Below are 17,057 nucleotides of genomic sequence, written 5' to 3' on the forward strand. Positions count from 1 at the left end.
CCGTCCTGCTGATCACACCTTTTTCTTCTTGGGAATTCTCTGATGCCTGCTGAAGCGAATCACTTGCCGATCATTGAAGCTGAAAAATTGCAAATGAAATTTCGCAGGATTGATGCCCTGCGTGGCGTGAACCTGCAAGTCAATCGCGGCAGCGTGTTTGCACTGCTGGGCGAAAACGGTGCCGGCAAATCGACGCTGATACGAATCTTGACCGGATTTCAAAAGCCGTCCGACGGGTCGGCTCGCGTCTGTGGGCTGGATCCTGCTCGGCAGCCGGATCAGGTTCGCCGGCAAATCGGCTACGTATCGGATGCCCCATCGCTGTACCCCTGGATGACGGTGGCTGAAACCGGCGGATTTGCTGCGTCCCTGTACGACGCTGCCTTTCTGGAGCGCTACCAACGATCGATCAATGCTTATGAAATTCGCGCAGACCAAAAGATCAAGCATCTAAGCAAAGGACAACGTGCCAAGGTTGCCCTGTCGCTGGCTCTTGCGCACGATCCCTCATTACTGATTCTTGACGAGCCGACGTCGGGCTTGGACCCGAAAGTCCGCAAGAGCTTTTTGGAAAGCATGATCGATCGGGCGGCAACGGGGCAGACGGTCTTTCTCTCCAGCCATCAAATTTCGGAAGTCGAACGAGTGGCCGATCAGGTTGCGATCCTACATCGCGGCAAGATTGTGTTGGTCGGTGCGTTGGATGAGATTCGCGACAGTGTTTCGCGTTTGGTGATCGACGTGGACGATCCACTTCGGGCGATTGCGCGGCTCCCGGCACCGGCGACGGTTCTGAGCGAAGACACTGCCGGTCGCCAGCGGCAATTGTTTGTTCGGCAACTGCAACCGGCCATGATCAACGCACTGCGAGAGCAAGAAGGTGTCACCGAAGTTCGGCATCACAGCGCGACGCTCGAAGAGATCTTTGTCGCCTACACGTTGCCTAGTTCGGAGAGCAACAGTGGCGATTCAAATGGCGGTTCGGATCGCCGCTCCGATAGTGACGACGACCAAGGACCTCCTTCAGATTCCGGGAACGTCGCAGGTCCCGGCAACGCGGCTGATCCCCGAAACACCTCAGATACGGGCAATTCTACGGTGCGGGAGCGGAATGACGGCTCCGTTTTGACCAGGGGAAAAGAACGAACTGGCGAAGTGGGGGCACTGTGATGAGCACTTCGTTGATTGAGAAGAAGCGTGCTGGTGGCGAATTCGATTCGCTGCGGTGGCTGGTCTGGAAAGAGAACCGGCTTGTGGCACCCCTGTTCGCAGCCATGATGGGAATTCTGTTTTTCGTATTGCTGTTACGCGGGACGGTTGGCGCTGATCACATTGGAATTTCGGGCGCCACGGAGGCCTATTTTCCACTTGTCTTTCCGACGCTGTTTGCGGCCGGACTGGGACTGACGCTGATCGGCCAAGAACGCGAACACAAAACACTCAACTGGATACAGACGCTACCGATTACGCCCTCCCGACTATGGCGAATCAAGCTGGCGGTCGCGGCCACATGGCTTGCGTTTGCCTGGGCGCTCTCGCTGGCCTGCCTGGTCATCCTGGACCGACAATGGCCCGATCAAATCAGCTGGTCACTCAGCGAGATCATGTCCGCGTCGCAACAACTTCAGGTCCTGCCGACGAGCGTTCCGTTTTGGATTGCGCAGAGCGTATTCGTTTTGATCGTCAGTTTTCTGGCGTCGTGGAAATGCGAATCGGCATTGCGTTCGATCGGTTTGATGGCGGCGATTGGCTGCCTCCCAATTGCCATGTGCTTGGCTCTGGGAAACGAACAGCGACTATCCCAGACGACAGTGCAAAACGCATTTTGGCTAACGGTGGTATTGATTCCAATTGCGGCTTGGTTTGCCAATGCAGCAGCGCGACGCGTGCTATTGCCGAGCGAGCCAACGGTACGCAGTCGGCGAGACGCATTGGCCATCGGGGACACGGCACCAGCGGTGTTGCCGAACAGCGAAATTTGGCAATCGACCATGCTGAGCGATTTGCATTCCGCGTTGGTTTGGCAGACGTTTCGATCGTCGGCCTTGACGATCGCGGTGCTGTCGCTGGCGTTGGCAGCAGGATTTGTGCTGCCGCTGTCCGCCGCGATCCTGGAGATTGACTTTCCCAAGGCAGGACTATTTTTGGCGAGCACGCTGCTGTCGCCGATTGCCGTGACCTGGCTGGGAGCGACTGTTTTTCAAGGGGATGGATCGAGCGAGCGACTGAAATTCCTAGCCGACCACGGAGCGTCGCCGACAAGAGTTTTTCTGGCGCGTCACATTCCGTTCGTTAGCGTGCTCAGTGCAATGACCGTGTGCTACACGGCGGCGGTGAGTTTGCCGTTTGCGCTGGATCCACTTTCGCAAAGTGAACGCTGGGCGATTGGCCTGCCGACTCCGCTGACACTGATCTTCATTGGCGGAGTTTCGTACTGCGTTGGCCAGTGGTTTAGCCAACTGGTTCGCGGACCGGTGATTACGTACTTGCTTTCGCCGATCGTGTCGCTGGGCATACTGGCGTGGCTATTTTATGTGCACGGCCAATTGGCTGCGCCGCGCTGGCTGGTAGCTCCGATCGGAATTGCTGTGCCTCTGCTGACGACGTGGTTGTTGATGCGACGTTTTATGGAAGATCGCCCACGACTGATCAACTTTGCGATCAGTGCGATTGCCGGTTCGATGATCTTGGTCGTGCCATTGGTGCCAGCCATGATCCAATTGCGATCGATCGATTCGATGTCGCGTGCAACGCGAACAAAGCTGATCGACGAAACCGCTGAACTGGATCAATCTCGCCGCGGCGGCGTCGCATTGGCACTGGTGCGAATGGGAGACCTTGCCACGTCAAACCAACAGTTCAAAGAGTACGTGGAACAATACAACGCGCCCTCCAACGCGAACCGTCAACTCGTTGCACTGAGCGACTTTCCGGGATTGGTGGACGACATTAGCGCCCGAGTTGCGGCCCGATCGAATATGCCGGACCGAGTGATCAAAGGCCTTGACGAATTGGAGCAACGTCCCGATGCGGCGGCGATCGCATTTAGTGGCGAGTGGCTGCCGCGCGTACTGGGAGCGATGGAGCTTGCCAAACAACGTCACACCAGCCAACGTCACACCAGCGCCAATGCTGCGGATCGATCGACAGACGATGATCCGGCTGTTGAACAAACGCCCGCTAAATCGAATGCAGAGTTGGCGGCATGGATCCGCGTTGTATCGTTCGCGGTGGCTGGTTTTCGCCGAAGCAGTGACTGGACAACGCAGGACACGGCCGACGTGCTGGAAATCTGGCTCGCGGACTTATTGAGCGAGCCAAGTGTGAGTGATCAATTCCGGTCCGCCGCGAGAGAGGCTCTGGGCAGGCTGCCGAATGTCGCTGAGCGAAACAAAGCACGCCGCCGAGCAATCCTTTTGACATGGGCTGACTACCGAACAGCGAACGCCAAGCACCGCGGGCCCCACAGTTTTGCCAATGGGCAATTTACAATCGAACACATGGGATTGTCGCCAACGCTGTCAGCTTGGGCGGGTGATCGCTTGGTAGAGATGTTGGTAAAGGCTGGGCTGCAGGCGACGGAGAACCCCAACGCCCCTGAATGGCTTGAGCAAATCCGACGACTCCAAGACGACGATGAAACGCAAGGGCTTAATGGCATCTACTCACGTGAGTTTCGATCGCAGCCCGCCATCGTGACTTTGCACACCTATGCCAGGTATCCCTCTCGTTATTGGGGAATGCCATGGGAATCCAAAATCGATCAACTTCGGGAGCAATACCGTGAGCAGTAACAGAACGCTTGTCGGCGCCGTCTATCGCTGGCTGCCGTTGATACCGATCGTGTGCCTGGCCGGCGTGATCGCCGCCGGCGCGATCGCGTGGAAACGCAATGAAGCATTGATTCCGACAAAAGAGAGGCAAGTCTTTGGAGCGCCGCTGAAGGAAGTGTCGGCCCACTTGATCAATCCAGCAAACGCTTCGACGCAGCAGACTGCAAAGTGGGAGTCGATCTTGCGCGCGGCCGAGAGGGTTGAAAAACTGAACTTCGAGATCGTGCAAGCCATCTCACCTGACATGGAATGGATCGTCCCGCCTGGCCAGGACTGGCCATCGCAGCTGATTGCTTCACAGTACTTGCAATCAGCGGGACCAATCATCGAATCGATGCAGTCACTCGTCGAATCAACGGGCGACGCTCCGATCTGGTTGCCGCTGGGCAAGGAGTCGCTGGAACTGCAAACGGTCGAGTTTCAACAAATGAGTTCGGTCGTTCGCCTATTGATGATCGAATTTGCCGATGCGTTTCACGCGGGCGATAACGAGCGAGCCATTCGGTCCCTGCAGACTGCGCAGCGTTTGTTGGTTCCCGATCGCGAACTGAGTTCACCCGTTCTGCTCGCACAATCCTCTTCGCGACACGGCAGTTTTGGCGTGATGCAGTATGTTGCGTTGATGTCGCTGCAGCATGACCAATGGTCCGATGCCGAGCTCGATGAGATCGAAAAAGTGTTTCGCCGCGATGATGACCTGGAACGAATGTGGCGAGAAGTAACGGCGGGCGAAAGTGCGCTGCGGATGCTGAAGCTTCGCGGGGAAATTGGGACTCCGAAGTTGTCGGTGCTACATCAGTGGGTCCGAATGACGCCCGGTGGTGAATTGGACGCGCTGGCCAGAATTGCCGACCAGACAAATCTGGTGAGCGACATCGGATCAGTGAAACACATTAGGTCAGTGTTTTCTGAATTCGACAATCCGCTGAACAAGTCGTTTTCGATCGATCGCTGGATGGGCAATGGCATGCTGGACGACCAAGTAACTTGGGAAGCAACGCAAAACGTGAACCAGAACTTGGAATTCTGGCTGGCCCGGATGCGATCGAACTCAAATTTGTACTTAACGACCTTGGCATCGCGTCGCTATCGGCGAATCCACGGAGAGTGGCCAAGCCTGCCAGAGCAATTTTCCAGCGTCGGACTCCCTGAATCGCGACTGCGAAACGGCCCTGACAAACGCATCCGAATCCATCCCCGAGACGACAATCGCCTGGAAATCGGTAGCGAACCGGAAAACGGATCGGCCGACGAAAGCCATCTAATCGTCGTCATGACCCCTTAAAAGCCAACTTCGCCATGCCAGAGCCCAACGAAGCAATCTTGTTTCTGACTGGCCTGACGAGGGGATTATTTCGTAGCGGTAGTTGAGCGACGAGTCGCATGCTGTCAAACTATTTTGATTGGCATGCTCGTCTATGCCGAGTGTTTCGTTCGCGACGGATGCATTTGCGACCCCGGAACATTCTCGTCCCCACTTCTGCGAAAGGTCATTGATGCGACTGCACTGCTTGGGGACAGCGGGGTTTCACCCCAATACAAAACGGCATACGTCGTGTTACTTCTTGCCCGAATCTGGTGTCCTGCTGGATGCGGGAACGGGGATCTTTCGGCTGGCACCGCTGATTCAGACCGACACGATTGATGTGCTGCTGAGCCATGCCCACCTGGATCATATTTGTGGGCTGACGTTTTTGCTGGATGTGTTCTACCAACGGCCGGTCAAAAAGCTACGGATTTGGGGCGAGGCCGCGAAGCTGGATGCGGTGCGAACGCATTTATTCAGCGAGCTAATTTTCCCGGTCGAATTGGATGCTGAGTGGTTGCCGATCGACGATTTAGAGAACTTTTGCGCCGGAGATGCCAATGTTTCTTGGCGGCCACAGGAGCATCCTGGCGGCTCGGTCGGCTACCGATTGGATTGGCAAGGGAGCCAGAAATCGCTGGTCTATTTGACGGACACAACAGGTGATGCCAGCCAAGCAGGAATCGACTGGTGCGGCAAACCCGACCTACTGATGCACGAATGCTATTTTGACGATTCGATGATCCAATGGGCCGAAAAAACAGGGCACAGCTGGACCAGCCGTGTGGCAGAAATCACGGCGGCAGTCGCTCCCAAGAAACTACTGGTGACGCATGTCAATCCTCTGATCGGGACGGAGCCAGTCACGGAGCCAGTCACGGAGCCAGTCACGGAGCCAGTCACGGAGTTGGCCGACGAGAATCTGGCTGCCGGCAAGAAGGCCAAGGTCGCCAATCCGCTGCCGGGCGACTTTCAGACGCAGTGTGATTTGATTGCGGCGAAGGTGAAGGCGGATGTTTTGTTGGCGGATGACGAAATGGTGGTGGAGTTCTAGCGAATAGATTCGCCCGGAAATCGCTGCCAGAGTACGGGGATTTGAGCAGTGAACCCTTCGCATCGTGGATTCGTCTGATCAGTAAGGGCGAAATCGCGGCCAGGGAGCCAAATGCGTCTTGCCCCAATCGCCATGATCGGTAAACTCTGCCGCTGACGAGATTTAGCCTAGTCACGAGCGACCCGAGACACGGACGTTTTGGTCGGTTGCAGCAAGGGTTCGTTGGACGAAACGGAGAAATATCGTGGTTTGAATTCAAACTGCGGTTAAATTCGATCGTCGAACCGTCGATAAGATAAGTCCAGCGCTAGCGTAGCTCAGTTGGCAGAGCAGCTGATTTGTAATCAGCCGGTCGTGGGTTCGAATCCCTCCGCTAGCTTTAAAAAGGCGAGTTCGGCTCGCGAAGACAAGAGGAAACGGTCTGTGCCCTAACACGTTGGGAACAGATCGTTTAGTTTAGAGATTGGATACATGGGGGTTTGCCCGAGTGGTTAAAGGGGGCGGACTGTAAATCCGCTGGCTATGCCTACACAGGTTCGAATCCTGTAGCCCCCATTAGAGTCGCGGCTGATGCCGCGAATTTGAGATCTGAGATCTGAGATTTCAAATTCGAGATTCGCGGCTTTTGCCGTGCCATGCGGGTGTAGCTCAATGGTAGAGCAGCAGCCTTCCAAGCTGAATACGAGGGTTCGATTCCCTTCACCCGCTTCGCTGGAGTAGCTCAGGGGTAGAGCGCGTCCTTGGTAAGGACGAGGTCGGGGGTTCAAATCCCCCCTCTAGCTTTCTGCCGGGTAGTGGCGTCCCAGGAGAATTCTCCCGGAGGAGGCAGTCGACGACGCCGGCCAGTCAGAAGAAGCAGCGATTGCTGCGCGATCTGCTGACAAATTCGTTTCGCTCTCTGCGAACCTGCTACAGCACCTAAACCGTCTGGTTTATCGAGCGTGACGCACTGAGCTGGGGATGCCGCACGGCTTGAGTCAAGCAAGAGAAGCGTGAGAGGCAATTTTTCCTCGGAAATGCTTTCCGAAAGCTTAATTTTTGCCAATCAGCAATTGCAAGCCAGAGCACTTTCCGCAACAACTTACGCTCCACCGTGGGATCAGTTGCTGATTCTGCGGAGGTGGCGTTATAACAACGCCCCAGTACTTATGAATTAACTTCTGTGAGTCCCGCTGTGGGGCATCACAATTTTCCATTGTTTCGTTTGTTGAACGAGAAAATGGCAGTGCGACCAGGCACTGGTGAATCCCCGTGGGTGTGAACACGGTCGCCATTGTTATGGGCCAGACGGAGCGTATCTCTGATTGGTAAGGGTGCTGCCAGATGTAGGTGAATTAGAAAAATGGCCAAGGACAAATTCGAACGGACCAAGCCCCACGTCAACGTCGGTACTATCGGCCACATTGACCACGGCAAAACCACAACCACCGGTGCGATTCTTGCAGTACAAGCTGCCAAGGGTCTTGCTCAAGCGAAGGGTTACTCGGATATCGCCAAGGGCGGTACCGTTCGTGACGCGACGAAGACGGTTACGATCGCCGTTGCTCACGTTGAATACGAAACAGAAAAGCGTCACTACGCCCACATTGACTGCCCGGGCCACGCTGACTTTGTAAAGAACATGATTACGGGTGCGGCCCAAATGGACGGAGCGATTTTGGTCGTTTCGGCTGCTGACGGCCCAATGCCACAGACAAAAGAGCACGTTTTGCTCGCTCGTCAGGTTGGTGTGCCTTACATCGTTGTTTACTTGAACAAGTGCGACTTGGTCGACGACGAAGAGTTGTTGGAATTGGTCGAACTAGAAGCTCGCGAATTGCTGAGCAAGTACGACTTCCCTGGCGACGACGTTCCTGTCGTTCGTGGTTCGTCACTGCCTGCTTACAACAACCCATCGGATCCTGAAGCCAGCAAGGGCATCAGCGATCTAATGGACGCGTTGGACAGCCACATTCCTGAGCCTGTTCGTGAAGACGACAAGCCATTCCTGATGGCGATCGAGGACGTGTTCTCGATCGAAGGTCGTGGAACGGTTGCTACCGGTCGTATCGAGCGTGGCGTTGTGAAAGTCGGCGAAGAAGTCGAAATCATCGGTTTGACCGAAGCTCCCGTGAAGACGACCTGCACAGGCGTCGAAATGTTCCGCAAGGAAATGGGCGAAGGTCGTGCCGGAGACAACGTCGGTTGCCTGCTTCGTGGTGTTAAGCGTGAAGACATCCAGCGTGGCCAGTGCTTGGCCAAGCCAGGTTCGATTCACCCGCACACCAAGTTTGAAGCTGAAGTCTATTGCTTGAGCAAAGACGAAGGTGGCCGTCACACGCCATTCTTCAGCGGCTACCGTCCTCAGTTTTACTTCCGTACAACGGACGTAACGGGAACAGCTAACTTGGTCGACGCAGAAATGTGCATGCCAGGCGACAACGTGAAAGTCACTGTTGAGCTTCACAAGCCAATCGCAATGGACGACGGTGTTCGTTTCGCGATTCGCGAAGGTGGCCGTACGGTCGGCTCCGGTGTTGTCACCAAGATCGTCGAGTAAATCTCGACTGTTGGAGAAATTGATCCAATGACCAATCGATACGGATCGTTTTTGACGAGTCAGTATTGAAAAAGCCAACAATGGCCAGCGGGCTCCGAATAAAGGACCGTTGGTCATTGGGCATTATTGGGAGTTGCGGTTTTTGAAAAGATTTGCCGAGCGAAACATCACCGTCTGCCGTCCATCGGCAAACGGTTTTCGCTCAGCACCACAGGGGTGTAGCTCAATTGGCAGAGCACTGGTTTCCAAAACCAGCGGTTGCGGGTTCAAGTCCCTCCGCCCCTGCTACGCAGAATAGGCTTTGAGAAACAAGCTTTTCGAGAGACGCTCGCGATGACGAACATGCTCGTTGCGAACTTGACGAAACAAGAATGATTTTTGCCGTGATGACAGGACGCACGGCAAACCCACTTTAACGAACTTATCCGCAAGCGGATTCAACCAGGAGCAGACGAGTGTCACGAGACATTGCTCAAGCGAATAGCACGCCACTGACGGCTGAACTTTTCCAAGCAAGCGTTTATAAACCCAACCAGGGACGAATCGTTCGTCAAATCACAGCTTTGGCGATTTGGATCGTTGTCGCTCTGGGTTGCTGGCGACTGTATTCCAGTTTGGGTGGTTGGCTTGAAAGCGGCTCCTACCTGATCCCCGGAATCCCCGCCGTGCTGTTGGCTGTCGGAGCGTGGGTTGGCTTTCGGCTGGTCAACTGGCCTCGATTTGCGGACTTTTTGATCGCGGTCGAAGCAGAAATGAACAAGGTCACTTGGCCCAGCAAGGACGAATTGATTCGTGCGTCAATCGTGGTGATCTTTACGATTTTCTTTTTGGCGATCTCACTATTCTTCTTTGATGTTGTTTGGCAGTCGTTTTTCAACTTCATCGGCGTCACCAGCTAGCTTGATATGCTGATTCAATGCGAAAGCAATTTCGCATTGGCCAGTTCACTGATCCATTCAACGAATCAGTCACCACCACACCAATCCAAATTCAATGACTGTTGATCCTGTAGACGAAACCGAAGCATCCCAAGAATCCAGCGAAGTGGAATCCAATTCGCAGGAAGCAACAGCCCAGGAAACGGCTGATAGCGATGCGCCGCAGGATGAACAATCGCCCGAAGACGATTCGTCGGATGCGGAATTGTCCGATATCGATGCTGCGGCAGACGACGCCGCCGCGGCTGGCGAAGATGCTGGCGACCAGGTCGATGGCCCCAAGATGGATTGGTACATCTTGAAAGTGGCGTTCAATCGCGAAGATTCGATCGCAGACGCACTTCGCAAACGCGTCAAAATGGAAGGCATGGAAGAATTCTTTGGCGAAATCGTCGTGCCTACCGAAGACGTTGCGACGTTTACGCGTGATGGCAAACGACGGATCTCAAAACGTAAGCTTCTGCCTGGCTACATTATGGCCAACATGATCATCAATGATGACACATGGTTTCTGGTCCGCGAAACGGGCGGAATCAGCGATTTCACCGGGGCCGCTGGCAAACCCATGCCGATGGAACCGTCCGACATTGAACGATTCGTCAACAAGCCGGAACTGGATGATGACGAAGAAGAAGCACCGATCAAGACAGCGATCCCATTCAAAGTGGGCGACCGAGTTCGCGTGAAGGAAGGAAACTTCGAGAACCAAGAAGGCGACGTCGAAGAGGTGGACGAAGCAAGCGGTCGAATTACTGTGATCATTAACATTTTTGGTCGCAGTGTTCCAATGGAGTTGGATCACTGGCAGGTCGAGCCTCTGTAGGCCACCTCCCCAACGAACAACGTATTTCCTAAACTCACGCAACGTTCTTGATGATTCACGCCAACTGGCTGAATGAGCGACCTGCAAATCAGAAGCAAACGAAGAAGATTCAATCATGGCAAAGCAAGTAACCGGACAGGCTAAGTTTCAAGTTCCCGGCGGCCAAGCAACCCCCGCCCCACCGGTTGGTACATCGCTTGGTAAGTTCGGCGTTAACCTTGGTCAATTCGTCCAAGCATTCAATGACCGGACCAAGGAATACAACGGAACTCCGATTCCTGTCATCGTGACGGTCTACAACGACCGTAGCTTTGACTTTATCACCAAGAGCCCTCCTGCTGCTTCACTACTGAAGCAGGCTGCTGGGATTGCCAAGGGCAGCGGCGTGCCAAACAAAGACAAGGTCGCCAAAGTGACTCGCGCTCAGTGCAGCGAAATCGCCGAAAAGAAAATGGCCGACCTCAACGCTCGCAGCATCGATCAGGCAACCCGCATGATCGAAGGAACCGCACGCAGCATGGGCATCGACGTCGAAGGCTAAACGCAACGCGTTTGCCTGCGACTACCTCCTTACTCTTTGCCGCACAACCTGAGGCGAAGAGACGTGCACAATCGCCGGCTCACCCCGGCTTCTCTTGATTGGACCTCGGAGCACCAGGTCCTTTGTGCCCCCGCAATACGCCCGATGATTTCACCTCGTGGACGGGCACACTGGCGATCAATTGCTTTGACAACTTCTTTGTCGTAGGGCTTCGGCAATCCAAGCCTTGTTCCGCAACACGCGTTCGCTACGTTACATGCGCCGATCGCTGTGGCGATTACCCTTCATGAGAATTGTTATCGGGCAACTGCTGATACAGCCATCACGGCCAGCGAACCACTATCGGGCATCAACTAGCCCGTCATCTTTACGGTATAGATTCTCTCGAAGTGCTCCGGGTTGGCGATTGAACAGGAATGCATGCGATGGTGCAAAACCCCGTGCCATTCTCCGGTTTCCAAATGCTTGATCTGATCGCTTGCCGCTAGGTCGATCGGAGCCAAACCTTGCTCCCTGGCAAGCTGACGAGCCGAAACCAGATGCTGGCGACTCTGCGTCGGATTCTGTGTCAAACTGCAAACGATCCCGGCGTACAAAGACGAGATCGCATCAGTGCACGGCAATCGCTCCGAACGCAGCTTACCTAGGCACCGCTTTGCAATGCCTTCCCATTTCGCATCGCCGTTTTCTTTCAGCAGATGGATCGCAGCCAATGCTCCAAACTGACTCGCTAGGACACGTGCCAACTGCAACCTTGATAAATGTGACTTTGACAATTGAAGATCAAATGACAACCACGTTTCGTGCGCCTTTTGGTAGTCGCCTTTGTACAAGTCCATCTGAATCGCGGTTGCAAACTGAAACAACTCAGCGACGTGTCCGGCGTGCGAAAAATTTTCGTCATTCACGCGACTGACATCGCACAGCGAATCCACGTCGTCTTGCATCAGCCAGCTTGCACTGGCAAATCCGCTGGACGCCAAAAAATGGGTCAGTCGATCGTCTCTGCGTTTGGAATCTTCGACCAATGTGTCACACAGCGAAACGAATCCTTCCCACTCCCCGGTGTACCATTTGGCGGCTATCCCCAACCACTGCACCTCGCTCTCCTGCCGTCGACAAGACAGTGGGTGTGATTGGTATGCCTTCACCGCCGACAAAACGGTGGCATCGACAGCCTGCCAATCCATTGACAACACATTCACCAATGTTTTGGCAGCCCAGTAATCCCCTGCGGCACGGTAGCCATCATCAATCGCGACCGACTGAATTTCTCTCAACAGTTCCTGACCGCGATTTCGTCTTGCTCCACCATCGCAACACGCAAATGCTGCCGACGCGATCATGGAACCGACCTGCTGACTTACCGAACCATGCTGCTGAACATGCTTGGCAACCTCCAGGAATAACTCGGTCGCAAAGGGAACATTAAAAAAGATCATCGGGCGTACCAAACTGCTGGCCAAGTCCATTCGTTCGGCAACGTCACTGGCCAGCATCGCGCTGTCGGATGATCCGGTACGAATCGATTGCCTACGAAAATGATTGTGCCGAATCATCTTCAGTCCACGTGTTGCGACCGCCAGCCACTGGATCTTGGCATCGACCTTTGGCAGATTGAGTTTGACGACCAGCTGGTCGAGCAGCTTTCGCGACTGGTCGAAGCGTCCCGAGCCGATCAGCAATTTGGTGGCTTCGACTTCATGGCTTCGCTTGATTTCGTCTCCCTCGGAGAGATCAACCAATTCCAGATGGCAGTTGGCGGCAAGCGTGGGCTGGTCGCCCGCGACGAACAGCCGCGCCGCTTCGCGTAGGTGATGAGCTTTGCTTTCCGAATCAATGGAGGCCACTTTTGCGTGCCAGGTCCCAGCTTCGCTAAACGCAAACGATCGCTCGGATTCAATTGCGGCCAGCTTGGCGTACGGCACCGCTTCGGACGGCCGATTCGCATCAATCAAGTGCCCGGCAATTCTTCCCGCCTGCTTACTTTCAATGCGCAATTCGACGGCACCGGCGTCATTACCGGCGGAGCCTTCATTCCCAGCTCCGTCCACCGGAGCACTCGGGTCTGAAGATTTGGGCGTCGAATTTCCCGCATTCTCATTCTCACTTCTTAGAAAGTCGGCCCAAGCAAGGTTTGCCGTGCGACATTCCGATGGGCCCAACTTTGCGATCACGCCGTCACAGACGCGATCGTGGATCATCGAAACACAATCCCCCCCAGTCGCGTCATCCATGACCAAGCGATGGTTGACCAATTCGCTGACCGCAATCTCGATCACGTCGCCCAAATTGGTAAGTTTCTCCAACTGATCTATCGACACAGCACAGTCGGCCGTCGCGATCAACGGCAACAGCCACCTGGCTTCGTCACTGAGCCGCATGACGCGATGTTGGCACAGCCGATCCAGGTTGCCCAACCGTGCGAGCGCCGAATCGGCATCGGAGGCGCTCAGATGCAGCAATCCACCCGGCCGAAACTCATCGGCTAGCTCGCTCAAGCGGAAGGGATTTCCTGCGGCAACTTCGGCGAGTTCTGCTATTTCGGCGTCGTTGACGGTGACCGACCAGCGTTTAGCCGATTCAAGCAACATCTTGATGGCGACATGGTTCGGCAACGGATTCAACTTCATCACTCGACAAGGTTCTTGCTGCTGAATCGTCTCTTTGTTTCGCGAAATGGTGATGATGCCAAGCATTGCCCCGCCAGCGACCTGCAGTTCATCCAAGACGGAGCAAGAATCGATGTCAGCCCATTGCACGTCATCGACGATTAAAATCAGTGGCCCGACACGACGTAGCTGAACGCTCAGCTTAACGGCAGCCGACAAAGCGTCGGCACGGTCCTGTCCGCTCGCAGCAGTCTGCATTCGCATGCTCTTCTTGACAACATCTTTCAGCACAGGAAAGGCTTGATGCAGTATTTCTGCACTGACAGGATCCACATGCAATGCATGTCGATCATTGCTGATGTAACGGCTAGCGATCTGATCGGCAAACTGGTCAAAGGCCTGCATCGGCTGACTATCGCGTGGTCGACAGCGGGCGCGAAAAACTTGCCCCCAGCGAAGCGACTTTAAGTGACGCTCGACAGCGTCGATGAGCCCTGTTTTCCCGATGCCCGAATCTCCATGAATGTGAATTCGACCGCTGGAGCCTTCGTAGACTTCGCCGATCCAATCACAGATCTGTTGAAATTCCGTTTCGCGTCCAAACAGCGGTTGTCCGCCCATGTAGATCGTACTTTTACCGATTGGCATTCCCAAACGAGCCACTTGCATTGCGGTGGGCCGATCTCTCGCATCGACCTGTAACATCTCCAAGACGCCATCACGCAAGACTTCGGGAATCGAACCGCTCAACTCATCGACGGCCGACGAAATCAAAAGCGCATCCTGCGATTTGTCGTCTTTGTCGCGAGCCCATTTGTTTCGTCCCGTGATCGCGTGCAGGAATTCCAGGATGACCAATCCCAGGCTAAATATTTCACCAGCCGGCGTGTAATGCTGATCAAAATAGGCTTCCGGAGCGATGTACCGGAGCGTACCGGCGATGTAATCCCGGTAGCACTGAGAGTCCAATTCGGCGTCAAACGTTCCGACCAAACCGTAGTCGATGATCTTGCCTACGTCATTGCGATCGACCATCAAATTCGATGGCTTGATGTCGCGATGCAGCAATCCATTTGAATGCATCGCAGCCAGCCCAGCTGCGTAGTCGCGAGTCAACGAAAGCAATTTGCTCAACGCGATGTGCTGATCCAATCGCCGCAGCCGCCGACGCGACTTTGCCAACGTCATTCCGTGGATCTCTTCCATCGAAAGCGCGACGTAGTCACCAAGCCGGTGCAATTGGTCGACACGCAGAAGATTGGCATGCCGCATCCCCATCATGCGACGAAAGCCAATTCGATCGCGGCGGATGTCACTTTGATTGGGACGAATCAAGATCTTCAGTGCGCAGCTACGCCGTGACACCGTGTCCAACGCGCGAAACACGCATCCACTGGAGCCGCGTCCTAGCAGCTTTTCAAGATGGAACTCGCCGCAAAGCTGCCCAACTTCAAACGGCAGGGCTGCTTTGCCGTGGTCGTCATCCGACCAATGCGTATCGCGATCGCCTTGAACCCGAATATCGGTATCCGAGCCATCATCGTCATCTGGCAGGAGCAAGTCATCTTCGTCGTCGTCATCAATCATGGAAGCGATCGTTGGGCAAGCACAAAGAGTCCAGCGTTCGCGCCAATCAATCGCGCGCCGCGGTGGACTGAATGCCTAACATTGTAAACGTGCGGGCTGCACGTTACTTGCCGTCGCGACAAATAAATCCGTTCACTGTGCCAAGACGGCGTAAATACTTAACACGGCAAGGACCAGCAGACCGCCAACGATCGGTGCAGGCTTCCACGGCGTTAGATCAACTGCTTTGGCATCTTGTTGCACATACGGCTGATCGCGTTTCATACCAGCCAATTCGCTCAGCGCCCATTGAAAGCCCAACAGGCCAACGAAAACGGCACCCATAAAATGATAACCCGAGTGAAAATAGGTTTTCACCCAGCCGTCGACAGCCGCGACACCTGCCGATTCGCTGACGGTGCCGTCAAAAAACGTCCCCCACAGCATGACGACAAGCCCGACCAATGCGGTGATCACAGCTGATCTGCCACTTGCGGTCCGGTTCGCGAACCCGAACAAAATGATCGCAAGCAACGGAATAAAGTAGACGCCGTTGAGCGACTGAAAGTAACCGAAAATACCATCACGCCCCATGAACACGAGTGGTGCCGCAATCGCCGACAAAACTGCCACAACGGCGCTACAGATCTGGCCGCTGCGAACCACATCAAGATGACTTGCGTCGGGTTTGAGCACCTGTTTGTACACGCCCAGCGAGAAAAGCGTGGCACTTGAATTCAGGACTGAATTGAAAGTCGATAAAATCGATCCCACCACGACAGCCGCAAAGAATCCCGTCAAAGCGCTGGGCAAAACCAATCGCACCAACGAACCATAAACCAGATCATTGTTGCGTTCTCCGCTGGCATCTAGCAACGTTGTATTGAAAGCCTCATTGGACTGCGCAATGTGCAACGCCAGGATGCCCGGCAAAATCAAAATCAGTGGTGCCAGGATTTTAAAGAACGCAGCAAGCAACACGCCCTTCTGTCCTTCGGCAAGATTCTTGGCACCGAACGTCCGTTGAATGATTTGCTGATTGGTACACCAGTAGAAAAAGTTGAGCAACAAAACACCGGTAAACAACGGGGCGATGCTGTCGATGTCTTCGCCCTCCCTACCAATCGACACGAATGCGTCCGGATTCTCTTTACTTACCACTTCAAACACATCCATGATCGAACCTTCTGCGCCGGCGACATAACGCAGTGCAAAGTACGTGATCAACGAACCTCCGACCAATAGCCCGGCACCGTTGAACGTGTCGGAAATAGCGACCGCTCGCAGACCACCAAAAATGGCATAACCCGAACCAACAATCGCGACGAACGCGACGACTAGCCAAATGGTTTGGACTTGGGTAATACCAAGTGCCGTGGGCAGATCAAGCATCGCCGACAATGCGGCGGCGGCACTGTAAAGCACAAATGGCAACAAGATCAGCATGTAGGCGACGATAAAGACGCCCGTCGTCAGAGCACGCACGCCCGCCCCATAGCGTTCTTCCAAAAACTGCGGAATCGTCGTGATTCCCGACTTCAAGTAGCGAGGCAAAAAGAACAGCGCCATCACCACCAGCGAACAGCCAGCGATCACTTCCCAGGCCATCACCGAGAGGCCTTCTTTAAACGCACCGCCGTTGAGCCCGACCAATTGTTCGGTCGACAGGTTGGTCAGCAACAACGATCCGGCAATCACCAATCCTGACAAACTGCGTCCGGCCAGAAAAAAGCCATCTTCAGTATCGTTTGATTTCCCGCGCGTGATCCACCATGTCAAAACGGCGACCATGATTGTGAAAAACAAAAAAGTAAAAAGCGCCATCTTCGATCCGCCGTTCGCATG

The 17,057-nt window shown here is 54.6% G+C and carries 10 protein-coding genes and 5 tRNA genes; 13 read left to right on the plus strand and 2 right to left on the minus strand.

The genetic code is table 11. The annotated features are described in order from the left end of the window. Positions 1–42: 42 nt before the first annotated feature. The 13 genes from K239x_RS18845 to rplK all read left to right on the plus strand — a co-directional run bounded on the left by K239x_RS18845 (position 43) and on the right by rplK (position 11,034). On the plus strand, positions 43–1,170 hold the full coding sequence (locus tag K239x_RS18845) for an ABC transporter ATP-binding protein (protein WP_145419743.1): 1,128 nt from the start codon (positions 43–45) through the stop codon (positions 1,168–1,170). Further along, entirely contained in the window at positions 1,170–3,794 is a 2,625-nt protein-coding gene (locus tag K239x_RS18850; RefSeq protein ID WP_145419744.1) for a hypothetical protein, read from the plus strand. Before K239x_RS18845 ends, K239x_RS18850 begins: the two co-directional genes overlap by 1 nt. After that, positions 3,784–5,118, plus strand: a complete 1,335-nt coding sequence (locus tag K239x_RS18855; RefSeq protein WP_145419745.1) for a hypothetical protein — start codon at positions 3,784–3,786, stop codon at positions 5,116–5,118. Before K239x_RS18850 ends, K239x_RS18855 begins: the two co-directional genes overlap by 11 nt. A gap of 211 nt (positions 5,119–5,329) precedes the next feature. Then, positions 5,330–6,193, plus strand: a complete 864-nt coding sequence (locus K239x_RS18860; RefSeq protein WP_145419746.1) for an MBL fold metallo-hydrolase — start codon at positions 5,330–5,332, stop codon at positions 6,191–6,193. Positions 6,194–6,499: 306 nt separating this feature from the next. Beyond that, a tRNA-Thr gene (locus K239x_RS18865) sits at positions 6,500–6,572 on the plus strand. Positions 6,573–6,666: 94 nt separating this feature from the next. Then, positions 6,667–6,748 (plus strand) — tRNA-Tyr (locus K239x_RS18870). 82 nt (positions 6,749–6,830) lie between these two features. Then, positions 6,831–6,901, plus strand: a tRNA-Gly gene (locus K239x_RS18875). A gap of 2 nt (positions 6,902–6,903) precedes the next feature. Next, positions 6,904–6,975, plus strand: a tRNA-Thr gene (locus tag K239x_RS18880). 560 nt (positions 6,976–7,535) lie between these two features. Then, positions 7,536–8,732: an elongation factor Tu gene (gene tuf, locus K239x_RS18885; RefSeq protein WP_145419747.1), complete on the plus strand. Its 1,197-nt coding sequence runs from the start codon at positions 7,536–7,538 to the stop codon at positions 8,730–8,732. 212 nt (positions 8,733–8,944) lie between these two features. Beyond that, a tRNA-Trp gene (locus K239x_RS18890) sits at positions 8,945–9,017 on the plus strand. 170 nt (positions 9,018–9,187) lie between these two features. Beyond that, positions 9,188–9,631 (plus strand): preprotein translocase subunit SecE, encoded by a 444-nt coding sequence (secE, locus tag K239x_RS18895; RefSeq protein WP_145419748.1) that lies wholly within the window; start codon positions 9,188–9,190, stop codon positions 9,629–9,631. Between the two features lie 94 nt (positions 9,632–9,725). Then, a complete protein-coding gene (nusG, locus tag K239x_RS18900) occupies positions 9,726–10,493 on the plus strand; it encodes a transcription termination/antitermination protein NusG (RefSeq protein ID WP_419189150.1) in 768 nt (255 codons plus the stop codon). A 115-nt stretch (positions 10,494–10,608) separates the two neighbouring features. Next, a complete protein-coding gene (rplK, locus tag K239x_RS18905) occupies positions 10,609–11,034 on the plus strand; it encodes a 50S ribosomal protein L11 (RefSeq protein ID WP_145419749.1) in 426 nt (141 codons plus the stop codon). A gap of 353 nt (positions 11,035–11,387) precedes the next feature. Here rplK and K239x_RS18910 read toward each other — a convergent pair whose 3' ends face one another. Beyond that, positions 11,388–15,233, minus strand: a complete 3,846-nt coding sequence (locus K239x_RS18910; RefSeq protein WP_145419750.1) for a serine/threonine-protein kinase — start codon at positions 15,231–15,233, stop codon at positions 11,388–11,390. A gap of 132 nt (positions 15,234–15,365) precedes the next feature. After that, the gene (locus K239x_RS18915) at positions 15,366–17,036 is read right to left on the minus strand and encodes a solute:sodium symporter family transporter (protein WP_145419751.1); all 1,671 of its coding nucleotides are present in this window, start codon (positions 17,034–17,036) and stop codon (positions 15,366–15,368) included. Between the last annotated feature and the right edge of the window lie 21 nt (positions 17,037–17,057).

The sequence above is a fragment of the Stieleria marina genome (genome assembly GCA_007741555.1).
Taxonomy (GTDB): domain Bacteria; phylum Planctomycetota; class Planctomycetia; order Pirellulales; family Pirellulaceae; genus K23-9.